Source organism: Antarctobacter heliothermus (assembly GCF_900188425.1).
Lineage (GTDB): Bacteria > Pseudomonadota > Alphaproteobacteria > Rhodobacterales > Rhodobacteraceae > Antarctobacter > Antarctobacter heliothermus.
This window is the reverse complement of record NZ_FZON01000070.1, coordinates 1-19,937: the sequence shown is the minus strand read 5'-3', so window position 1 is coordinate 19,937 and position 19,937 is coordinate 1. Positions and strand designations below refer to the sequence as shown.

Sequence of the window (19,937 nt, the reverse complement as noted above, 5' to 3'; positions counted from 1 at the left end):
CCGAGGCGATCCGCTACGCGCTCGGCCGCATGCCCAAGGCGCGTCCATACCTCGATAACGGGCTTCTGGAACTGGACAACAACATCTGCGAGCGGTCAATCAGGCCCCTGACTCTCGGCAGGAAAAACTACCTGTTCATGGGTTCGGAAGGTGGCGGCAAGGCCGCGGCTGTCGCCTACACACTCATCGAAACCGCCCGCATGAACAGCGTTAATCCCGAAGCCTGGCTCACCTGGGTTCTCGAACGGATCGCCGATCACAAGATCAACCGCATCGGCGAACTCGCGCCATGGAACTGGACGCCGAAATAGGCGTCAAGCGCTGCGTGGCCGGACGCATACGTTCCAGGAGCAGTCCCTGATCACAAACCTCAGCGTTATGGAAAACATCTTTCTCGGGTTCGAAAAACAGTTCGTACGCTGGGGGGTGATCGACTGGAAGGCAATGGCGGAGGCGGCAAAGCGGCAACTTGCCAAGGTCAAGCTGGACATCGATCCGGCAATGGTCACCTCCAAACTGTCCTTCGCACAGCGCCAGTTGGTTGAATTGGCCAAGGTTCTGACGCTGGAAGAGAGGATCGATGGTGATCTGGTGATCCTGCTCGACGAGCCGACCAGTGTGCTCGCGCGAGAGGAGGTAGAACTGCTGTTCCAACTGATGCGCGAACTCACCAGCCGGGCCTCGTTCATTTTTGTTAGTCACCGTATGGACGAGGTTTTGGAACTGTCGGACCGCGTCTATGTGATGAAGGACGGCGAGGTCGTGGATGTCGTCGCCCATGACGAGGCGCAGATCGACGCGATCCAGCACAAGATGGTGGGGCGCGACGTCGACAAGGAATATTACCGAGAGCAGAAGCAGAAGCCCTACGATCCTTCCCGGATTTTGGTACGTTTGGATCGTGTCAGCGCGGCGGGGAAGTACAGCGGCATGTCCTTCGACCTGCATGCGGGTGAGGTGTTGTGCCTTGTTGGCACCGAAGGCTCGGGTCGCGAGGCGATCCTGCGCACGATCTTTGGTCTCGAACGCCCCACGGCGGGCAGCGTAGAGGTCAAAGGCCAGCCCTATGGCCGAGCCAATGCCCAAGAGGCCGTGGCGCGCGGCGTTGGCTATGTTCCGCGCGAGCGCAAGGTCGAGGGCATCGTGAACGGTATGAATGTTTACGAGAACATGACCCTAAGCCAGATGGGCAACTATGCCACGGCTGGCGTTCTGCGCATCGGTCAGGAAAAGGCCTTGGCCGAGGAATGGGTCGAGCGGCTATCGATTAAGACTCCGGACGTCTACAAGGACTGCGGCGGGCTTTCGGGCGGCAACCAGCAGAAGGTGGTTCTGGCCAAATGGCGCTCCGGTGGGTCCGACATCATCCTGCTCGACCACCCGACGCGGGGCCTGGACATCGGGGCCAAGGAAGACGTCTACGACATGGTCCGCGAGCTGAGCGATGCGGGTGCGGGCATTGTCCTTGTGGCTGACACTCTCGAAGAGGCAATCGGTCTCAGCCACACCATCCTCGTCATGAAGGACGGGGAATTCCAGAAACGCTTTGACGGGTCACCGGGCGACAAGCCGTCGCTCTATGACCTTGTCCACCACATGATCTGAAGGGATGTCCATGTCATTGGAAAAACTGAAACCCTGGTTCCCGTGGTTCACATTGCTGGTGCTGATCGTGCTGGTCGGGTTGGTCAACCCGGCTTTCTTCAACCCGGCGGGCATGGTGTCACTTGTGGCCGATATCGTGCCGCTTTTCATCATGGCGCTGGGGATGACCTTTGCGATCTATATTGGTGGGATCGACCTTTCGATGCAGCAGGTGGCCAATCTCGTGACGGTGATGGCCACGGTCTACCTTGCACAATTCGGAATCTTCGTCGCTGTGATCTGCGTGGCCGCAGGCTTTGGCATTGGCGCGCTGTCTGGCTGGATAACAACCCGGCAGTTCGTGCCGTCCTTCGTCGCGACTCTGGCCATGGGCTTCATAGCCCTTTCTGGAGCGCGCTTCCTCTCGGGCGAACGGGCGCTGTCGATGAATACCGCGGCGCGCGAAGCGAGCTTTGGCTGGATGTTCGGCAATACCGCCGGCGTCCCGCACGAACTGGTGATCGCGGGCGTGCTCCTGGCGCTCGCGTGGTTCCTGCAGACACGCACCACCTTTGGCCGCGCGCTGAAGGCCGTCGGTTCAGGAGAACTTGCCGCCGTGGCGTCGGGCCTGAAGGTGGATCGCATCAAGATCCTCGCCTTTGCACTCTCTGGCACCTTCGCCGCCATCGCCGGGCTGATGTTCTCAGTCAAGCTGTCGGGCGGAGACGCGAACCTCGCCAATGGGTTCTTGATCCTTGCGATTGTCGCGGTGCTTGTCGGTGGCACGCCGCTGACCGGCGGTGTGGGGGGCGTCATGAATACACTAGTCGGAACGCTCATCGTCGTCGTTATCCGCTCGGCCATGGTCTATCTTGAGGTGGATGCGACCATGCAGCAAATGATATTCGGTATCATCCTGATCGCCGCCATCGCAATGACCATTGACCGGTCCAAGATGAGGATCGTGAAATGATGCGCGCGGCTGTTCTGAGATCTCCCGGGCAGTTCGAAATTGAAGAGCGCCCGATTCCCCGGCCCGGGCCCGGTGAGGCGCTGATCAAGATCGCGCGCGTGGGAATCTGCGGGACAGATCTTCACATCTTCAACGGACACTATGCGGCAGACAGCCTGCCGATGGTGCCGGGGCATGAATTTACCGGCACGATTGAGGCGGTGGGCACTGACTTGCGTGGACTGCAGGTTGGCGGCAAGGTGGTCGTCGATATGAACATTGGTTGCGGCCGGTGCTTCTGGTGCCGTCGGAACGAGATCCTCAACTGCCCCGAAATGCAGCAGATGGGTATAACGATGGACGGGGCCTTTGCCGAATACATGCTGGTCCCTGCGCGGTTGGTGATCTCCGCGCCGGATGATGTCCCTTTCGAGGTCCTGGCCCTTACAGAGCCGTTGGCCTGTGTCGTCCGCGCCGCGCGCAAAGCGCGAGTGAACTTTGGTCAGTCGGCAGTGGTGATCGGGGCCGGACCGATCGGCAACCTCCATGTGCAACTGCTGCGCACCATCGGCGCGGCGCCGGTCATAGTCATGGACATTTCGGCAGAGCGGGTAGAAATGGCCCTGGACTGCGGTGCGGATATTGGAGTCACCGATCCCGCGCAGTTGAAACAAGCGGTGCTAATGGCAACAGATGGTCGTGGCGCAGATGTCGTGGTCGAAAGCGTGGGCAACCCTGCGCTATATGGCGCCGCACTGCGGTTGATGCGCAAGGGTGGGCATCTCGCTGCCTTCGGCCTGACTGGCCCGGAAGACACGCTCGCGCTACCAATTCTCGACACGATCCTGCATGAGAATTCGGTCAAGGGCTCAGTCGCAGGTATGGGCCAAGACATGAACGACGCGCTGACACTGCTGGTGCATGGCCGCATCCAAACAGATCCGTTTACTCGCGCCAGCTTTCCTCTGCAGGAGATCCAACAGGCCTTTGACAGCATCGGCGACCGGCCTGACGATTTGAAGACGCAGATTGTCATGGCAGCATGATTTTCAGGGAGGACATTGAATGACGCTCAAGACCGAGACCTACAACTCTAAACCACTGGGCTTGATCCCGAACAGCCGCTTCCCGCTTTTGGTACATCGCGGCGTGGTTCCGGGAGGCGGCGCCAAGGCGATCAAGACGTGTTTCCGCGAAAACGGCTGGTCCAACAATTGGGACTACCCGGGTGTCTACGAATACGCGCATTTCCATTCGACCACGCATGAATGCCTTGGCTGCGCGCAGGGCTGGATGGAGTTCTCGCTTTCAGTGGGCGAGGGGGGCTGGACGCGCGTCCGGATCGAGGCGGGCGATGTGATCGTCATGCCTGCGGGGGTCAGCCACGAGATGGTGGCACAGTCTGACGATATCCACATGTGCGGCGGTTACCCGGACGGCCGCGAATGGGATGACATCCAGGAACAGTTCCTCTCGGAAGAGGATTATAAGCGCGCCTGCAAGCGCATCATGATGCTGCCCATTCCCGCCAAAGACCCGGCCACGGGCGAAGCGATGCCGCATTGGCACGACGCGCCGTCCTCGGTCGATAGCGGCTGGAACGACTGGCGGCATGCATTGGACAGCCGCGGTTGAGCCGCGTCCGCGAACTAACAGGAGATACAAATGGTTACGAAAGCCACCACGCTTTCCCTGCCGTCCCAGCCGCGAGAGTTTGGCTTTTACGTTGACGGTGCGTTCGTGCCGGCCGGTTCGCGTGAGGTTTTTACCCGTACGTCGCCAGGCCATGACGTACCGGTAACCTGCATCCCGAAATGCACGACCGATGATCTGAACATGGCCGTGGACGCGGCATGTAATGCCTTCGCGGACCGCCGTTGGTCCGGGCTGAGTGGCCAGGCACGCGCTGCCGTGCTTCTGCGGGCCGGTGCGTTGATCCGTGAGCGGTCCGAGGAAATTGCCTATTTCGAGACTCTGGAGAACGGCAAGCCGATCAGTCAAGCCCGCGCCGAGGTGGGCGGTTGTGCGGACATGTTCGAATTTGCTTCGGGTCTTGCGCGCAGTCTGCATGGAGACAGTTTCAATAATCTGGGCGACGGAATGCTCGGTCTTGTAATGCGCGAACCCGTCGGCGTGGTGGGTATCATCACGCCCTGGAATTTTCCGTTTCTGATCCTTTGCGAACGTGTGCCGTATATCCTTGCCTCCGGCTGCACGATTGTTGCGAAGCCATCCGAGGTCACCAGCGCCACGACACTGTTACTGGCCGAGATACTGACAGGAGCGGGGTTGCCCGATGGCTGCATGAACGTGGTCACCGGTTCAGGGTCGACAATTGGTCAGGCGCTGATCGAACATCCCCGTGTTGATATGCTTTCCTTCACCGGATCGACTGCTGTTGGCCGCCGGGTGGTCGAGGCGGCAGGCAAGTCGAACTTCAAGAAGCTAGGACTGGAGTTGGGCGGCAAGAACCCGCAAATCGTCTTTGCCGATGCGGACCTTGAGGATGCCGCAGATGGCGTGGCATTCGGTATCGGCTTCAACACCGGACAATGCTGCGTCTCGGGCTCGCGCCTGATTGTCGAACGCTCGGTCGCGGACCGCCTTGCGCAAATGGTGCAGGAGAAATTCGACAAGGTTGTCGTCGGCGATCCGCTGGACGAGGCGACGCAGATCGGCGCGATCACCACAGATGCGCAGAACCGCACGATCTTGTCCTACATCGAAAAGGGACAGGCCGAAGGTGCGCGCCTGATTTGCGGTGGCGCGCAGATGGATTTGGGGCGCGGCCAGTACATCGCCCCGACGTTGTTCGGTGACGTAACACCGGACATGGCCATCGCGCGCGAAGAGATATTCGGCCCGGTGCTGACGATCACGCCTTTCGACACCATCGAAGAGGCCATCGCTTTAGCGAATGATACCGAGTACGGCCTTGCTGCCAGCGTCTGGACCAAGAACATCGACAAGGCGCTGATGGTCACGCGTCGCGTACAGGCAGGACGGTTCTGGGTGAATACCACGCTTGCTGGTGGGCCGGAACTGCCGCTGGGCGGGTTCAAACAATCAGGTTGGGGCCGCGAGGCGGGAATGTACGGTGTCGAGGAATACACGCAGGTTAAGTCCGTGCACATCGAGACAGGAAAACGCACTCACTGGATCGCGTAGGGAGGCACCATGTCCGAAGGCTACGACTATATCATCATCGGCGGAGGTTCCTCCGGTTGCGTGCTGGCCAACCGGCTGACCGAGGACTCGTCCGCGCGGGTTCTTTTGTTGGAAGCGGGGGGCAAGGACAATCACCCATTGATCCATATGCCGGTGGGCTTTGCCAAGATGACCACCGGCCCTCATACATGGGGGTTAGTCACTGCCCCACAGAAACATGCCAACAACCGGGAAATTCCCTATGCGCAGGCAAAGGTCATCGGCGGCGGGTCTTCCATCAACGCCGAGGTGTTCACCCGTGGGATCCCGGCTGACTACGACCGCTGGGCGCATGACGAAGGCTGTGACGGCTGGTCTTTCGCCGAGGTCAAGAAGTACTTTCTGCGCTCGGAGGGCAATACCTTTCTTGCGGATGGTTGGCACGGAACGGACGGGGAATTGGGAGTCTCGAATGTCCCTGAACCGCAGCGCATGACACGCGCCTTTGTTCAGGCGTGCCAACAGCGCGGGATACCTTTCAACCCGGATTTCAACGGCGCTGTGCAGGAAGGGTCGGGCGTTTACCAGACGACGACGAAAGACGGACGACGTTGCTCTGCCGCCGTAGGGTATCTGCGTCCGGCGATGACGCGCGCAAACTTGACGATTAAGACCAGCTGTCTGGTGCATCGTATCGTGGTAGAGCAGGGCCGCGCCGTAGGTGTCGATTACACTGAGGGCGGGCAACGGACGACGGCACGGGCCACCTCCGAAGTCTTGCTTACATCGGGTGCCATCGGGTCGCCCAGGCTGATGATGCTCTCCGGGCTGGGGCCTGCGGCGCATCTGCGAGAGCATAGCATTGATGTGGTGGCTGACCTGCCCGGGGTGGGTGAGAACCTGCAAGATCATTTCGGCATCGACATTGTTGCCGAGCTCAATGGTCACCAGAGCCTCGACAAGTACAACAAGCTGCACTGGATGGTCTGGGCCGGGGCGCAGTATTACCTGTTCGGGACCGGGCCGGTGACCTCAAACGTGGTCGAAGGCGGGGCATTCTGGTATGCGGACCGGTCCCTTCCGTTTCCCGACCTGCAATTCCATTTTCTTCCCGGGGCCGGGGCCGGGGCCGAGGCGGGTGTGCCTTCGGTGCCCAAGGGCTCGTCAGGGATCACGCTGAACAGCTACACGTTGCGACCTAAGTCGCGCGGGACAGTGCGGTTGCGGTCGGGCGATTCGACGGCTTTGCCTATCGTCGATCCGAATTTTCTTAGCCATCCCGACGATCTGAAGACTTCGGTCGAGGGGGTGAAGATCAGCCGCGAGATATTCGAACAAGCGGCGCTGCAGAAGCACATCCGCAAGACTCAATTTCCCGATGACGGCGTGAAGACGCAGGCCGACTACGAGGCCTATGCACGCCAGTACGGACGGACGTCGTACCACCCCACATGCACCTGCAAAATGGGGGCAGACAACGACCCGATGGCCGTGGTCGATCCGCAACTGAGAGTCCGCGGTATCGACGGATTGCGGATTTGTGACAGCTCGGTGATGCCAAGCCTGGTCGGGTCGAACACCAATGCCCCGACAATCATGATCGGCGAAAAGGCCGCTGATCTCGTTCGGGGCAATCGCTGACGTTCCTCCCCGTCAGCACTGGGGCGGCTGCAAAGCCGCCCCCTTTTCTCGTCAGTCGAAATCGGGCGCGTAAGGGACAAGACCCTTGCCGACGATGCGATAGCCAGTGTTGGTCATTTTTTCGATCCGGGCCATGTCGATGGATGACAAGGTGAAATCCATCACGTCAAAATTGGCGGCGATGTTGGCGGGCTTGGTCGACATGGTGTTGATGCTGACGCCCTTCTGCAAGATCCAACGCAGAACCACCTGCGCGGCGCTCTTGCCATAGGCTGCGCCGATCTCACCGAAGATCGCGTGCTTGAATACTTCGCCCCGCGCCACCGAACAGTAGGACGCCAGCGGGATACCAGTCTCGGATGCTGCAACCAGCAGTTTGTCTTGGTTGAGTAGTGGGTGGAACTCAACCTGGTTCGTGACCAGCGGTGCGTCCACGATAGTCCGCGCTTGGCGCATCATTGGCGCGGTGTAGTTTGACACGCCGATATGGCGGGCCAGGCCACGGTCGTGCGCCTGTTGCAGCAATTGCAGCGACAGGCGGATATCCCCGCCGGGAGTGGGCCAGTGCAGAAGCAAAACGTCAACCTGTTCGATCTGGAGCTTTTTCAGGCTTTCCTCGACCGAAGGCAGGAAGGCTTCGTCACTGAAATTGGCGATGTCGACCTTGGTCGTGATGCATAGATCGCCACGCGCCAAGCTGGTCGCTTTAAGGGCGGCGCCTGTTTCGGCCTCGTTTCCATACATTTGCGCTGTGTCGAACGAGCGGTAGCCCACTTCGGCTGCTGCAAGAATGGCGTCTTTCAGATCCTGCCCCTTCAGCGGGAACGTGCCGAACGAGCGTTGGTAGGTTTTTTCGAAATAGATTGTCACGGTTTAGCTCTCCCTGTGGTGCGCCCGTAAAATCCGCTGTCGGACGGAAACATCAGGCTTGAATGCAGCGCGACTTGGCGGCATATTACAAATAACCAGTTAGTTACCAAGGGGCAACCGAAGATGTCAAAGATCATGACCGCAGAGGAGGCTGTCCGCCGGATTGGCGATGGCGCCATCATCGCCGTGAACTCGTCCAGTGGATTGTGTTGCCCCGATGCGGTTCTTGCGGCTCTGGGCGCCCGCTACGAACAGACGGGCAGCCCCCGCAATCTGACCTCGATTCACCCGATCGCGGCAGGGGACATGTTCGGTACACCGGGCGTCGACCACATTGCGAAACCGGGTTTGCTCAGCAAGATCATCGGTGGATCCTATCCGTCCGGTCCAAGCAAGGCCGAACCGCCGAAAATCTGGCAGATGATTACCGCGGAGCAAATCAAGGCCTACAATGTGCCCTCTGGCATCGTGTTCGACATGCTGGGTGAAGGGGCCGCCAAGCGCCCCGGCGTTTTGACAAAGGTGGGACTTAAGACTTTTGTCGACCCAGATCTTGAAGGTTGTGCCATGAACGAGTCCGCGCGCGCCGAGCCGATTGTTTCACATCGGGACTTCGACGGCGAGGACTGGCTTTATTTTCCCTCGGTCCAGCCGGACATCGCTATTATCCGCGCAACCACAGCGGACGAGCGCGGCAACCTCTCCTTTGAACATGAAGGCGCGTATTTGGGAGCGATGGAAATGGCATTAGCTGCGCGAAACTCTGGCGGAGTGGTAATCGCGCAGGTCAAGCGCGTCGCGCAGAATGGCTCGATTCGCCCGCATGACGTCCGCGTGCCGGCGATCCTCGTAGATGTGATCGTCGAGGAGCCCGAGCAGTTGCAGACCACCGCGACGCAATACGACCCAGCAATTTCAGGTGAGCTGATCCGGCCCTTGCACACCTTTCGCAACGTGGATTTCAATGTCGGTAAGGTCATCGCCCGTCGCGTTGCCCAGGAATTGCGCAAGGGCTGGGCAGTGAATATCGGCTTCGGCGTCTCTGCCAATGTGCCTCGGATTCTCGTTGAGGAAGGGCTGCACGGCGCCGTCACTTGGATGATCGAACAAGGCGCCGTCGGAGGGGTGCCGCTTCTGGACTTCAAATTCGGATGCGCCGCCAATGCCGAAGCCTTTGTCGCCTCGCCTCACCAGTTTACGTATTTTCAGGCCGGGGGCTTCGATGCTTCGCTGCTTTCGTTTCTTGAGGTCGGTCGCGATGGCTCTGTGAACGTTTCGCGCCTGCGTGGCGTGCGGCATCGCACCGCCGGGGCCGGGGGCTTCGTCGACATAACGGCGCGCGCCCGCAAGATCGTGTTCTCGGGAAATTTCAATGCTGGGGCAAAAATGCGGATTGAGAACGACAAGCTCATTATCGACTCCGAGGGCAAGGTGGCGAAATTCGTCGAGGAGGTTGATCAGGTCTCGTTTTCAGGCGCACGGGCGCTGGAGCAGGGACAGGATGTGACATATGTCACCGAGCGTTGCGTAATCCGTCTAATCAATGGCGCGCTGGTGGTGACCGAGATCGCGCCCGGCGTTGATCTGCAAAGCGACATTCTGGACCAGGCGGACAGCGCATTGCGCGTGGCCGACGATCTGAAGGTCATGGATGCGCGCCTTTTCCACCCTGACGCGATGCAGCTGGACCTGTCCCCGGCATGAGTGGTCGCGAGGCCCTTTCGCTGCAGGTTTCGGATGGTGTCGGAGTCCTGCGTATCGCCCGCGAGGACAAGCGCAATGCGCTGGACGCGGCCATGATGGATGCACTTGCCGACTTGTGCCGCGAAATCGAGCGGCATGAGAATCTCGGAGTGCTGATCCTGACCGGCAGCGGACGCAGCTTTTGCGCCGGCGGCGACATTATTGCGTGGAGCAGTGAGAGCGCCACTGCCTTTGCGCGCCACTGGATTCGGGACGGCCATGAGGCATTCGACCGGTTGGCGCGGCTGCGGCAGCCGGTCATAGCGGCGCTTAACGGACCGGTCCTTGGGGGCGGACTAGAACTTGCGGCCTGTGCTGATTACCGCATCGCCGAAGAACATGTGCGCTTTGGGCAGCCCGAATCCGCGCTTGGGATCATTGCGGGCTGGTCGGGCACGCAACGCGCTGTGCGCCGCTTTGGTGCGCAGATTGTGCGCCGTATGGCCCTTTTCGGAGATGTGTTGTCTGCCGAACAGGCCCTGCAGGCCGGACTGGCCGACAGGGTTGTCCCGCAAAATGCCTCGCTGGAGGTCGCGCGCGACGTCGCTGGCGCGATCCTGAAGCGTGGGCCGCTGGCGACTGAACTGACAAAGATGCTGATCAACGCCGCGGAAGGCGAGGAACGTGATCGCGTACTTGAATCGCTGGCGGGGCGCATCGCCGCCGCGAGCGAAGAGGTGCGCGAGGGAGTGGTCGCGTTCAACGAGAAACGTCCGCCCAGATTCGGTGGCAAAGGAGACTGAGCGATGATAAGGCACCTAGTGCACCTGCGCTTTCGCGGCGACGTGGATGCGACCACGAAACAGAAGCTCTACGAAAGGCTCGCCGCGCTCAGTGACCGCATTGAGGGAATTGTTGATTTCCAGCACCGCGCGAACGTCTCTGTCGAGGTCCCGCTCGTGCGTGGTTTCATCGACATGTTCTGGTTCGATTTTCGCGATGCCGGTGTGCGCGATGCCTATCTTGCGGATGTGGAACACCAGGCCATCGGTGCAGATATCGTTGCTTGCCTCGAAGGCAGTGCCGAGGGTGTCTTCGTTTGCGATATTGAACCATGATAGTTGCCGCGGGCCACGCCTTTCTGTCGTCACTTTGCGGCGCTGGCGTCAGTGCGGCGGACCCATTGTCCGCCTAGGGTGCCCATCTGCCGGCGTGTCCCAAGGGGCGGACGCGCGGGTAAGGGCGCTTCTGGCGGCCGCAATACCGCTTTCCTGCTGTCTCTGGCCACTGCGGTCGAAGGGGTCCTAGGCGTGCGGCTCTCGCCGCCGACGTCGATGGCATCGACGGGTCCGAGGACAATCCCGGGGCTTTTGCCGATGGCACTAGCGCGGGACGCATGCGCGCACCAGGCGTGGATCCTGCGGCCGCGTTGAACGAGCAAGATGCTTGAAGACCTTAAAACGCCGTCAGGGGCCTTTTCGTGCGCGGACCGACTGGCTCGAACCTCAACAACTTCCGCGCAATCCCGTCTCAGCCTCAGGTGTAGATCATCAGTCTGTTCACGCCGCGCTGCACCGTTTCGCCGCGCTGGTTCGTTACCTCGAAACCGAGCGTGATGATACCGCGCGTGCCGGCCGACGTCGTGCGCAGCTCCGTCACCGTGATCGTTGCGGCGATGCTGTCGCCGGCCAGGACCGGCGCGGCAAATCCCCAATCCCATCCCAGCGAGGCAATCGCCTCGAATTGCGCCGGAGCCTGGTTCTTGAGGCCGTCGATCAGCGACAGGACCAGAAGCCCGTGCGCCACCCGGTCGGCAAAACCATGGCTGCGGGCGGCGGCGGCATCCATATGGATCTCGAAATGGTCTCCGGTCAGGGCGGCGAATTCGTCGATCATCTCGACCGTCACCTCGCGACGTGCCGTTTCGATCACGTCGCCCTCGGCAAGAGCGGCCAGGCCATAACGGCCCGGCCCGAGGACGCGCCCGCTCACGGCGTGGGGGCGTCTTCGCGCAGCAATCCCTTGGCTTTCAGGTCGGCCCAGAACTGATCGGGAATCGGGTGGCTGAACCAAGCGAGGTTCTGCTGCAACTGTTCAACCGTACGGGTGCCTGCCATAAAGGTCGGCACCGCCGGATGGGCCACCACGAATTGCAACGCGGCGGCGGGCAGGGGCACGTCATATTCGGTGCAGACTGCCTCGATCTTGCGGACCCTGTCCAGGATGTCGGCAGGGGCGGGGGCATAGTTATACTTGGCGCCCTCTTTCGCGCCGGTGGCGAGGATTCCCGAATTGAACCCGCCGCCCACGACAACCGCTGCGCCGCGCTCTTCGCAGAGGGGCAGGAACTCGTTCAGCGAGTCCTGTTCCAACAGTGTATAGCGGCCGGCGAGCAGGAAGCAGTCGAAATCGCGCTGCTGCAAGGCGGCGTGGCACACCTCCCATTCGTTCACGCCGACACCGATGGCCTTGACCACGCCCTGATCGCGAAGGTCCGACAGGGCCTTCCATGCGCCGTCCATGGCCTGCTTGAAGACTTCCGGCTGTTTATTGCCACGGGTGAATACGTCGATGTCATGTATGAAGCAGATGTCCATCCGTTCGAGGTTCAGGCGCTGAAGGCTGTCCTCGATGCTGCGCATGGTGCCGTCGTAACTGTAGTCGAAATGTATGGTGAATCGGCCGGCATTGGTCCAGGGCGCATAGTCGATATCCGCCTTGCGCGCGGGCTTGAGGAGGCGCCCGACCTTGGAGGACAGCACGAAATCGTCGCGATCCTTCCAGCGCAGCGAATAACCGCTGCGCAGTTCGGCCAATCCGTGACCATACATCGGCGCGGTGTCGAAATAGCGGACCCCTTGAGACCACGCCTCCTGGATCATTGCGTCCGAGGTCCGCTCGTCAATCTCGCGGAAAATGTTGCCGATCGGGGCGGTGCCGAATCCAAAGGGCGTCACCTCCAGGTCCACGCGTCCGAATTTCACCTTGTCGTTGGGGTTCATGTTGTCCTCCCGTAAGTAACTATATGGTTATATAGCACAGATTGGCCTCTGCAAATCAACCCTCATCGTGGGCTTGACCAAATGAAGCTTCTTGAGTACAAGTAACCATATAGTTACCAAGGGGAGCGAGATGTTTCTGACTGACATGCATGCCCAGGTGCGCGACATGACGCGGCAATTTGCCCAAGAAGTCATTCGCCCTGTGGCCGAGGATCTGGACCGAGAGGAACGTTTCCCTGCCGAACTCTATGACCAGATGGGCGAATTGGGTCTGTTCGGGATCAGCGTTCCTGAGTCCATGGGCGGGCCGGGTTTCGATACGGTGACCTATGCGCTGGTGATGGAGGAACTGTCGCGTGGCTATGCCAGCGTGGCCGACCAATGCGGCTTGGTGGAGTTGCTTTCGACCCTGTTGGTCACACACGGGACTGACGCGCAGCGCGGGCAATGGCTGGGTCCACTTCTGTCGGCGAAGCTGCGCGGTGCCTACTGCATCACCGAGGCCGAAGCCGGAACCGATGTCTCCGGCATTCGTTCCACGGCAGTCAAGGACGGCGATGGCTGGGTCCTGAATGGCGGCAAGATATGGATCCACAACGCGCCGGTTGCAGATGTGGCCTTTGTCCTTGCGCGTACCGACCCCGAGGCCGGGCATCGCGGCATGTCGATCTTCATTGTCGACTTGCACGCAGACGGTGTGTCGCGAGGACCCAAAGAACATAAGATGGGTCAACGGGCCAGCCAGGTTGGCGCGTTGAATTTCGACAATGTACGTCTTTCCGCCGAGTCGCTTCTGGGTGTTGAGGGGCGTGGCTTTCACATGATGATGAGCGTGCTCGACAAGGGCCGCGTCGGCATCGCTTCACTGGCCGTGGGCATAGGGCAGGCGGGGCTGGAGGCAGCAGTGGATTACGCAAAACAGCGCAAGCAGTTCAAGAAACCCATTGCCGAGTTCCAAGGGGTCCAGTGGCTCCTCGCGGACATCGCCAAGGACGTGGAGGCCGCGCGCCTGCTGGTGCTGAACGCGGCGCATAAGATTGACACCGGGGCGGACGCGACAAAGTTCTGTTCCATGGCCAAGTGTTTCGCCGGAGACATGGCGGTTGCGCGCACGGCAGACGCGGTCCAGGTCTTCGGAGGGTCCGGTTACATGAGGGGGTTCGAGGTCGAGCGGCTCTATCGTGATGCCAAGATTACCCAAATCTATGAGGGGACCAACCAGATTCAGCGCATGATCATCGCACGGGAACTGCTGGCCAAAGGGGCCGTGGCATGAGCGGGCTGTCTGCATTGGTCACGGGCTCCAGCCGTGGCATCGGTCTGGCTGCGGCAGTGGCCCTCGCGCGGGAAGGTTTTGCCATCGCGATCAATGGGCCAGCGGACGATGACGAACTGCGGGCTGCGGTCGAGACGATCCGGGCGGAGGGCGTCAAGGTTGTTGCCGCACCCTTTGACGTGACTGATCTTGGTGCGCATGACGGCATGCTGGCCGAAATCGAAGCCAAAATCGGTCCGCTTACCACATTGGTCAACAATGCAGGTGTCGGGGTGATGCAGCGCGGTGATCCCTTGGACGCGTCCGAGGCCAGCTTTGACCGGTGTCTTGCCGTCAATACCCGGGCGCCCTTCTTCCTAACACAAACTTTTGCCCGACGGCTCGTCGCACGAAAGCGTGATCCGGCGCTTTTTCACTCCATCGTCAACGTGACATCCTCCAACGCCATCGCCGTGGCTGAGCCGCGCGGGGAATATTGCGTCTCCAAAGCGGCCGCCGCGATGTCGTCCAAGGTCTGGGCAGTGCGTCTGGGGCGCGAAAATGTCGCCGTCTATGACGTCCAGCCCGGCTTGATCGCAACCGAGATGACGGCCCCGGTGATCGCACAATACGAAGAGCGTGCGAAAGCTGGGCTGACGCTGTTTCCACGCGTCGGTCAACCCCAGGACATGGGGGGAATTATTGCCGCACTTGCTTCGGGCAAGCTGCCCTACACGACTGGACAGGCAATCTCGGCCGATGCCGGGATGCTGGTGCCGCGTTTCTGAAGGAAATTCCCATGAAGATTGCATTGCCCGACGAAAACGGCAGACTTGCCGAGTACATCTTGACCGGCACGCCGTTGCCTGAGGCACGCTTGCCATCGGATCCCGTGCGCGTGGTCTATTCCGCTGCGCATGTGGTTGCCGATCCGTTTACCGCTAACGATCCTTCCGGCCCGGCGACCGTGGATTGGGAAGCGACGATGCGCTTCCGCCATCATTTGCACGGCATGGGGCTTGGCATCGCCGAGGCTATGGATACCGCGCAGCGCGGCATGGGGCTGGACTGGACCGGGGCGCTGGAACTGATCCGCCGCACGCGTGCCGAACTGCCCGACGCGCTGGTGGCCAACGGCTGCGGCACCGATCATCTAGACCCAGCGCAGGCACGCGCTCTAGATGACGTGAAACGGGCCTACTTGGAACAACTCGGTGCGATCCAGGCGCTTGATGCGCGTGTGATCCTGATGGCCAGCCGCGCCATGGCGCAAGTGGCCTCCGGGCCCGAGGACTACATCCGACTGTACGGTGAACTGCTTTCGGCTTGTGATCATCCGGCCATCCTGCATTGGCTGGGCGACATGTTCGACCCGGCGCTGGCGGGATACTGGGGCAGCGACCGTTTCGAGGATACGCTTGAGACCGTGCTCGCCATCATAGAGGCGAACGCGGACAAGGTTGACGGGATAAAGATTTCGCTTCTTGACAAGGACAAGGAAATCACCCTCCGCCGCCGGCTGCCCACAGGGGTGCGCATGTATACCGGTGACGATTTCAACTATCCCGAACTGATCGAAGGCGACGCGCAGAGCTTTTCTCACGCGCTGCTGGGGATTTTCGATCCTCTGGCCCCGGCGGCGGCGCATGCGGTTGATTTGCTCGGCCGCGGGGACACCGCGGGTTTTCGCGCGACGCTTGACCCAACGGTGCCGCTGGCGCGACTAATCTTCCGCGCGCCGACCCAGTATTACAAGGGCACCTCGAAAAATTGCCCTGACCTTACCACGGCGGTATGATGCCCGAAGTTTTCCATGGCTTGAGGTATGACGATGGCACAGATGGGTTTCTTCGATCTTTCAGACCGCTACTCGAGCCTGGACGCCAAGAATGACCCGCTGGTCGCGATCGACGCGGTCGTGCCATGGGAGGAATTCCGGCCAACGCTTGAGGGGGTTTGGCGCAAGCCGGATTCCGAGCGCAAATCGCGCGCCGGGCGCAAGCCGATCGACGCGATCGTGATGTTCAAGGCGCTGGTTCTGAGCGCGCTCTACAACCTGTCGGACGACCAGATCGAATATCAGGTGCGTGACAGGCTATCGTTCATGCGGTTCCTGGGCCTCGGACTGGCGGACCGCGTGCCGGACGCCAAGACGGTCTGGTTGTACCGCGAGGCGCTGGCGCAGGCGGGCATGGTGGAGGCGCTGTTCAAGCAATTTGACGGCCATCTGGCGCGGCAGGGCTACATCGCACGGGGCGGACAGATCCTGGATGCGTCCATCGTGCCGGTGCCGAAGAACCGCAACACCCGCGATGAAAACAAGACCATCAAGAGCGGCGAGGTGCCCGAGGACTGGGAAAATAAGCCCGCGATGCGCTCACAGAAAGACCTGGACGCGCGCTGGACGAAAAAGCATGGCAAGAGCCATTACGGTTACAAAAACCACGTGAATGTCGACCGCAAGCACAAGCTGGTGCGGCGCTATGACGTCACTGACGCAGCCGTGCATGACAGCCAGGCGGTGGATCACCTGCTGATGCGGGGCAACACCGGCGCCGGCGTCTGGGCGGATTCAGCCTATCGGTCCGAGGAGATGGAAGCGAAGCTGCGGGACCGGAAGCTGACCAGCCACATCCACCGCAAGGGCAAGCGGGGCAAGCCGCTGACCGAACAGGCCAAGGGCAGCAACCGAACCAAATCCACAGTGCGGGTCCGGGTCGAACATGTCTTCGGCGCGCAGACCAACGACATGGGCGGCACGCTGGTGCGCACGATCGGCATAGTGCGGGCCAAGGCGAAGATTGGGATGAAAAATCTTGCCTACAACATGCGCCGCCTCGTCCAGTTGCGCCGCATCAACCCGTTCCCGGCATGAACACCGGGCAAACCAGCGAGCAGATCAGGCCGAAAGGCCGTAAAAACCAGGCGTGAAAGGCGCCGCGCCGTGACCGCCCCGGGGCGCCAGACCCCCAACCAACTGCCTCCCTCCCGCTTCACGCCAAACGCACCGCTGCGCACCGGCGAAAATGGTCAAAAATCGAGGTGCCCACAAGACTGGCGTGGTCTTCCTGGCTTGGCTGAATGGTTTCCAGGACCATTTCGTGATGTTGAACGGTGCGCAGGCTACGCGTCCGCTGCCCTATTTCACCGAGGTTTTCCGGCTGGCCGATCAATGTGGTCTACTACGCGACCCTGACGTAGCCATGACAAGGATGAAGCGTCTGCTGTCGGTTTACGGTGTCGCGTGATGCGGGATTTCGCGAATGATCACTCAGCGCTTGCACTGAACACCGCGACACTGGGGCACAATTTGGAAGGGCAGGGCGCAGGCTGGTCGCCAGAGCGAGTGATCGACGCCTGTGCCGAGCGCGGCTATGGTGGGCTTGTGTTCTGGCGGCGTGAAATCGGCGACCGAGCCGTTGAAATCGGCGACCGCGTGCGGGCTTCGGGCATGCAGGTCGCTGGTCTGTGCCGCACTCCCTACTTGACCGGGCGCGAAGCCGGCAGCGATGACGAGATCCGGTCCTCTGTCGATATGGCGGCGGCCCTGGGTGCAGAGGTCTTGACGATTGTCACGGGTGGCACAGACCCGGAAACCGTGGGTCTGGACGAAACGCTCGACCGTCTCGCGGACCGGCTGGTGTTGCATGTGGAATACGCCGCCAAATGCGACGTCAAACTGGCGCTGGAGCCGCTCAACCCGATGTTCGGTGGCAACCGCACCTGTCTCATGACGGTACAAGATACGCTGGAAATCAGGGATAGGATAGGAGCTTCCAACCTTGGAATCGCGGTCGATGTCTACCATGTTTGGTGGGACCGAAGCCTGCCGGAATCCCTCCAAGGGGCCTTTGGTCATGTCTTCGGCTACCATCTGTGTGACTGGCTTGAGAACACCTCTGATATGCTGCTCGATCGTGGCATGATGGGAGACGGAGTTGCCGATCTGAAGGCGATCCGCCGAGAGGTGGAAAAGACCGGATACAGCGGCTTGTGCGAGGTCGAGGTCTTTTCGGCCGAGAACTGGTGGAAACGCCCACCGGATGAGGTTCTGGACGTGATCGTGGACCGGTTCCGCGCCGTTTGCTGAGAGCTTCACCCAAAACTAAATCATGGAGAGACACGCAGATGAAGGTCCTGGTACCGGTCAAGCGCGTGATCGACTACAACGTGAAAGTTCGCGTGAAAGCGGACGGATCGGGTGTCGATCTGGCAAACGTGAAGATGTCGATGAACCCGTTTGACGAAATCGCCGTCGAAGAGGCCATTCGCCTCAAGGAGGCCGGCAAGGCCGATGAGGTCATCGCGGTCTCCATCGGGGTCAAGCAAAGCCAGGAAACCCTGCGCACCGCGCTGGCCATGGGCGCTGACCGCGCCATCCTCGTGGTCGCCGCTGATGACGTTCACACCGACATCGAGCCGCTGGCCGTCGCCAAGATCCTGGCCAAGATCGTCGAAGACGAACAGCCGGGCCTTGTGCTGTGCGGCAAGCAGGCGATCGACAACGACCTCGGCGCCACCGGCCAGATGCTGTCGGCCCTGCTGGGCTGGTCGCAGGCCATGTACGCCAACAAGGTCGACGTCGAGGGCGATCATGCCGTCGTCACTCGTGAGGTCGACGGTGGGTTGCAGACCATCAAGGTCAAGATGCCGACCATCATCTCGACCGACCTGCGCCTGAATGAGCCGCGTTATGCCTCTTTGCCGAACATCATGAAGGCCAAGAAAAAGCCGCTGGACGAAAAGACCGCCGCCGATCTGGGTGTCGATGTCACGCCGCGTCTGGAAATCGTCAAGACCGGGGAACCGGCGGCCCGTGCGGCTGGCGAAATCGTCGGCTCTGTCGATGAACTGGTGGCGAAGCTCAAGGAAAAGGGGATCATCTGATGGCCGTTCTGCTGATTGCCGAAATTACTGACGGCGCGCTGGCAATGGATGCCACCGCCAAGACCGTCGCCGCTGCGCAGGCGCTGGGCGAGGTGACCGTGCTGGCTGCGGGTGCGTCGGCCAAGGATGCCGCCGCCGAGGCCGCCACCATCGAGGGCGTGTCAAAGGTACTGCTGGCCGAGGATGACCTGTACGGTCACCGTCTGGCAGAGCCTGTCTCTGCGCTGATCGCGTCGCTGGCGGGGGATTACAGCCACATCGTCGCCCCCGCGACCACCGACGCCAAGAACATCCTGCCGCGCGTCGCCGCGCTGTTGGACGTCATGGTGTTGACCGATGTGACCGCTGTGGTGGACGCCGACACGTTCGAACGCCCGATCTACGCCGGCAACGCCATCCAGACCGTGAAATCGAAGGACGCGAAAAAGGTCATCACCTTCCGCACCTCGACCTTTGACGCGGCCCCCACTGGCGGCTCTGCTGCGGTCGAGGACATCGCCACCGGCGAAAACCCCGCCCTGTCCGAATGGGTCGAGGACAAAGTCGCGGCCAGCGACCGCCCCGAGCTGACCTCAGCGGGCATCGTTGTGTCCGGCGGGCGCGGTGTCGGCAGCCAGGACGATTTCGCCCTGATCGAGAAACTGGCCGACAAACTGGGCGCGGCCGTTGGCGCGTCACGTGCGGCGGTCGATTCGGGATTTGCGCCGAATGACTGGCAGGTTGGTCAAACCGGCAAGGTTGTGGCCCCCGATCTGTATGTCGCGGTCGGCATTTCGGGTGCGATCCAGCACCTGGCCGGCATGAAGGACAGCAAGGTCATCGTTGCAATAAACAAGGACGAAGAGGCTCCGATCTTTCAGGTCGCCGACTACGGCCTTGTCGCGGACCTGTTCCAGGCCGTGCCGGAACTGACCGA

At 61.0% G+C, this 19,937-nt stretch carries 22 protein-coding genes; 19 read left to right on the top strand and 3 right to left on the bottom strand.

What is annotated here, in order from left to right:
• From CHB90_RS22770 to CHB90_RS22740, 7 genes are all read left to right on the top strand, one after another.
• A partial coding sequence (locus tag CHB90_RS22770) for a transposase domain-containing protein (protein ID WP_141135955.1) occupies positions 1 to 311 on the top strand: 311 nt, incomplete at its 5' end.
• On the top strand, positions 214 to 1,605 hold the full coding sequence (locus tag CHB90_RS22765) for a sugar ABC transporter ATP-binding protein (protein WP_342744986.1): 1,392 nt from the start codon (positions 214 to 216) through the stop codon (positions 1,603 to 1,605). The genes CHB90_RS22770 and CHB90_RS22765, both read left to right, overlap by 98 nt.
• A gap of 58 nt (positions 1,606 to 1,663) precedes the next feature.
• Positions 1,664 to 2,557 (top strand): ABC transporter permease, encoded by an 894-nt coding sequence (locus CHB90_RS22760; protein WP_245823346.1) that lies wholly within the window; start codon positions 1,664 to 1,666, stop codon positions 2,555 to 2,557.
• A complete protein-coding gene (locus CHB90_RS22755) occupies positions 2,554 to 3,582 on the top strand; it encodes a zinc-dependent alcohol dehydrogenase (protein ID WP_089280088.1) in 1,029 nt (342 codons plus the stop codon). The genes CHB90_RS22760 and CHB90_RS22755 overlap by 4 nt, the downstream gene beginning before the upstream one ends.
• Positions 3,583 to 3,601: 19 nt before the next feature.
• Positions 3,602 to 4,171 (top strand): hypothetical protein, encoded by a 570-nt coding sequence (locus CHB90_RS22750; RefSeq protein ID WP_089280087.1) that lies wholly within the window; start codon positions 3,602 to 3,604, stop codon positions 4,169 to 4,171.
• Between the two features lie 30 nt (positions 4,172 to 4,201).
• On the top strand, positions 4,202 to 5,704 hold the full coding sequence (locus CHB90_RS22745) for an aldehyde dehydrogenase family protein (protein ID WP_089280086.1): 1,503 nt from the start codon (positions 4,202 to 4,204) through the stop codon (positions 5,702 to 5,704).
• Positions 5,705 to 5,713: 9 nt separating this feature from the next.
• Positions 5,714 to 7,324, top strand: coding sequence for a GMC family oxidoreductase (locus tag CHB90_RS22740; RefSeq protein WP_089280085.1), 1,611 nt, complete (start codon positions 5,714 to 5,716; stop codon positions 7,322 to 7,324).
• A gap of 51 nt (positions 7,325 to 7,375) precedes the next feature.
• Here the strand turns inward: CHB90_RS22740 and CHB90_RS22735 are convergent, their stop codons facing one another.
• Positions 7,376 to 8,194, bottom strand: a complete 819-nt coding sequence (locus CHB90_RS22735; protein ID WP_089280084.1) for an aldo/keto reductase — start codon at positions 8,192 to 8,194, stop codon at positions 7,376 to 7,378.
• 123 nt (positions 8,195 to 8,317) lie between these two features.
• On the opposite strand from CHB90_RS22735, the gene CHB90_RS22730 reads away from it, so the two are divergent.
• The 4 genes from CHB90_RS22730 (at position 8,318) to CHB90_RS27135 (ending at position 11,327) form a co-directional block, all read left to right on the top strand.
• On the top strand, positions 8,318 to 9,898 hold the full coding sequence (locus CHB90_RS22730) for an acyl CoA:acetate/3-ketoacid CoA transferase (protein ID WP_089280083.1): 1,581 nt from the start codon (positions 8,318 to 8,320) through the stop codon (positions 9,896 to 9,898).
• Entirely contained in the window at positions 9,895 to 10,680 is a 786-nt protein-coding gene (locus CHB90_RS22725; protein ID WP_089280082.1) for an enoyl-CoA hydratase/isomerase family protein, read from the top strand. The genes CHB90_RS22730 and CHB90_RS22725 overlap by 4 nt, the downstream gene beginning before the upstream one ends.
• An 18-nt stretch (positions 10,681 to 10,698) precedes the next feature.
• Positions 10,699 to 10,995 carry a Dabb family protein gene (locus CHB90_RS22720; protein WP_245823343.1) on the top strand — a complete coding sequence of 99 codons (297 nt, stop codon included), beginning with the start codon at positions 10,699 to 10,701 and terminating at the stop codon, positions 10,993 to 10,995.
• A gap of 221 nt (positions 10,996 to 11,216) precedes the next feature.
• Positions 11,217 to 11,327: a hypothetical protein gene (locus CHB90_RS27135; RefSeq protein WP_245823345.1), complete on the top strand. Its 111-nt coding sequence runs from the start codon at positions 11,217 to 11,219 to the stop codon at positions 11,325 to 11,327.
• 86 nt (positions 11,328 to 11,413) lie between these two features.
• On the opposite strand, the gene CHB90_RS22710 is transcribed toward CHB90_RS27135, so the two are convergent.
• Together CHB90_RS22710 and CHB90_RS22705 are read right to left on the bottom strand one after the other, a co-directional pair.
• Positions 11,414 to 11,869 (bottom strand): MaoC family dehydratase, encoded by a 456-nt coding sequence (locus CHB90_RS22710; protein WP_245823342.1) that lies wholly within the window; start codon positions 11,867 to 11,869, stop codon positions 11,414 to 11,416.
• Positions 11,866 to 12,879, bottom strand: a complete 1,014-nt coding sequence (locus CHB90_RS22705) for an aldo/keto reductase (protein ID WP_089280080.1) — start codon at positions 12,877 to 12,879, stop codon at positions 11,866 to 11,868. The genes CHB90_RS22710 and CHB90_RS22705 overlap by 4 nt, the downstream gene beginning before the upstream one ends.
• Before the next feature lie 130 nt (positions 12,880 to 13,009).
• On the opposite strand from CHB90_RS22705, the gene CHB90_RS22700 reads away from it, so the two are divergent.
• From CHB90_RS22700 to CHB90_RS22665, 8 genes are all read left to right on the top strand, one after another.
• Complete coding sequence (locus tag CHB90_RS22700; RefSeq protein ID WP_089280079.1) at positions 13,010 to 14,155, top strand: acyl-CoA dehydrogenase family protein; 1,146 nt, start codon at positions 13,010 to 13,012, stop codon at positions 14,153 to 14,155.
• Positions 14,152 to 14,922, top strand: coding sequence for a 3-ketoacyl-ACP reductase (locus tag CHB90_RS22695; protein WP_089280078.1), 771 nt, complete (start codon positions 14,152 to 14,154; stop codon positions 14,920 to 14,922). Before CHB90_RS22700 ends, CHB90_RS22695 begins: the two co-directional genes overlap by 4 nt.
• A gap of 11 nt (positions 14,923 to 14,933) precedes the next feature.
• On the top strand, positions 14,934 to 15,932 hold the full coding sequence (locus CHB90_RS22690; RefSeq protein WP_089280077.1) for a dihydrodipicolinate synthase family protein: 999 nt from the start codon (positions 14,934 to 14,936) through the stop codon (positions 15,930 to 15,932).
• A 33-nt stretch (positions 15,933 to 15,965) separates the two neighbouring features.
• The gene (locus CHB90_RS22685; RefSeq protein ID WP_089280090.1) at positions 15,966 to 17,009 is read left to right on the top strand and encodes an IS5 family transposase; all 1,044 of its coding nucleotides are present in this window, start codon (positions 15,966 to 15,968) and stop codon (positions 17,007 to 17,009) included.
• Between the two features lie 151 nt (positions 17,010 to 17,160).
• Complete coding sequence (locus tag CHB90_RS27385) at positions 17,161 to 17,382, top strand: DUF993 family protein (RefSeq protein WP_089280076.1); 222 nt, start codon at positions 17,161 to 17,163, stop codon at positions 17,380 to 17,382.
• The gene (locus tag CHB90_RS22675) at positions 17,382 to 18,224 is read left to right on the top strand and encodes a sugar phosphate isomerase/epimerase family protein (RefSeq protein WP_089280075.1); all 843 of its coding nucleotides are present in this window, start codon (positions 17,382 to 17,384) and stop codon (positions 18,222 to 18,224) included. Before CHB90_RS27385 ends, CHB90_RS22675 begins: the two co-directional genes overlap by 1 nt.
• Positions 18,225 to 18,262: 38 nt before the next feature.
• On the top strand, positions 18,263 to 19,021 hold the full coding sequence (locus CHB90_RS22670) for an electron transfer flavoprotein subunit beta/FixA family protein (protein ID WP_089277280.1): 759 nt from the start codon (positions 18,263 to 18,265) through the stop codon (positions 19,019 to 19,021).
• On the top strand, positions 19,021 to 19,937 hold a 917-nt coding region (locus CHB90_RS22665), incomplete at its 3' end, for an electron transfer flavoprotein subunit alpha/FixB family protein (RefSeq protein WP_089280074.1). The genes CHB90_RS22670 and CHB90_RS22665, both read left to right, overlap by 1 nt.

Coding starts and splice junctions, on each gene's coding strand:
- CHB90_RS22755 (WP_089280088.1), top strand. CDS start 2,554: ATGATGCGCGCGGCTGTTCTGAGATCTCCCGGGCAGTTCGAAATTGAA.
- CHB90_RS22750 (WP_089280087.1), top strand. CDS start 3,602: ATGACGCTCAAGACCGAGACCTACAACTCTAAACCACTGGGCTTGATC.
- CHB90_RS22745 (WP_089280086.1), top strand. CDS start 4,202: ATGGTTACGAAAGCCACCACGCTTTCCCTGCCGTCCCAGCCGCGAGAG.
- CHB90_RS22740 (WP_089280085.1), top strand. CDS start 5,714: ATGTCCGAAGGCTACGACTATATCATCATCGGCGGAGGTTCCTCCGGT.
- CHB90_RS22730 (WP_089280083.1), top strand. CDS start 8,318: ATGTCAAAGATCATGACCGCAGAGGAGGCTGTCCGCCGGATTGGCGAT.
- CHB90_RS22725 (WP_089280082.1), top strand. CDS start 9,895: ATGAGTGGTCGCGAGGCCCTTTCGCTGCAGGTTTCGGATGGTGTCGGA.
- CHB90_RS22705 (WP_089280080.1), bottom strand. CDS start 12,879: ATGAACCCCAACGACAAGGTGAAATTCGGACGCGTGGACCTGGAGGTG.
- CHB90_RS22700 (WP_089280079.1), top strand. CDS start 13,010: ATGTTTCTGACTGACATGCATGCCCAGGTGCGCGACATGACGCGGCAA.
- CHB90_RS22695 (WP_089280078.1), top strand. CDS start 14,152: ATGAGCGGGCTGTCTGCATTGGTCACGGGCTCCAGCCGTGGCATCGGT.
- CHB90_RS22690 (WP_089280077.1), top strand. CDS start 14,934: ATGAAGATTGCATTGCCCGACGAAAACGGCAGACTTGCCGAGTACATC.
- CHB90_RS22685 (WP_089280090.1), top strand. CDS start 15,966: ATGGCACAGATGGGTTTCTTCGATCTTTCAGACCGCTACTCGAGCCTG.
- CHB90_RS27385 (WP_089280076.1), top strand. CDS start 17,161: ATGGTCAAAAATCGAGGTGCCCACAAGACTGGCGTGGTCTTCCTGGCT.
- CHB90_RS22675 (WP_089280075.1), top strand. CDS start 17,382: ATGCGGGATTTCGCGAATGATCACTCAGCGCTTGCACTGAACACCGCG.
- CHB90_RS22670 (WP_089277280.1), top strand. CDS start 18,263: ATGAAGGTCCTGGTACCGGTCAAGCGCGTGATCGACTACAACGTGAAA.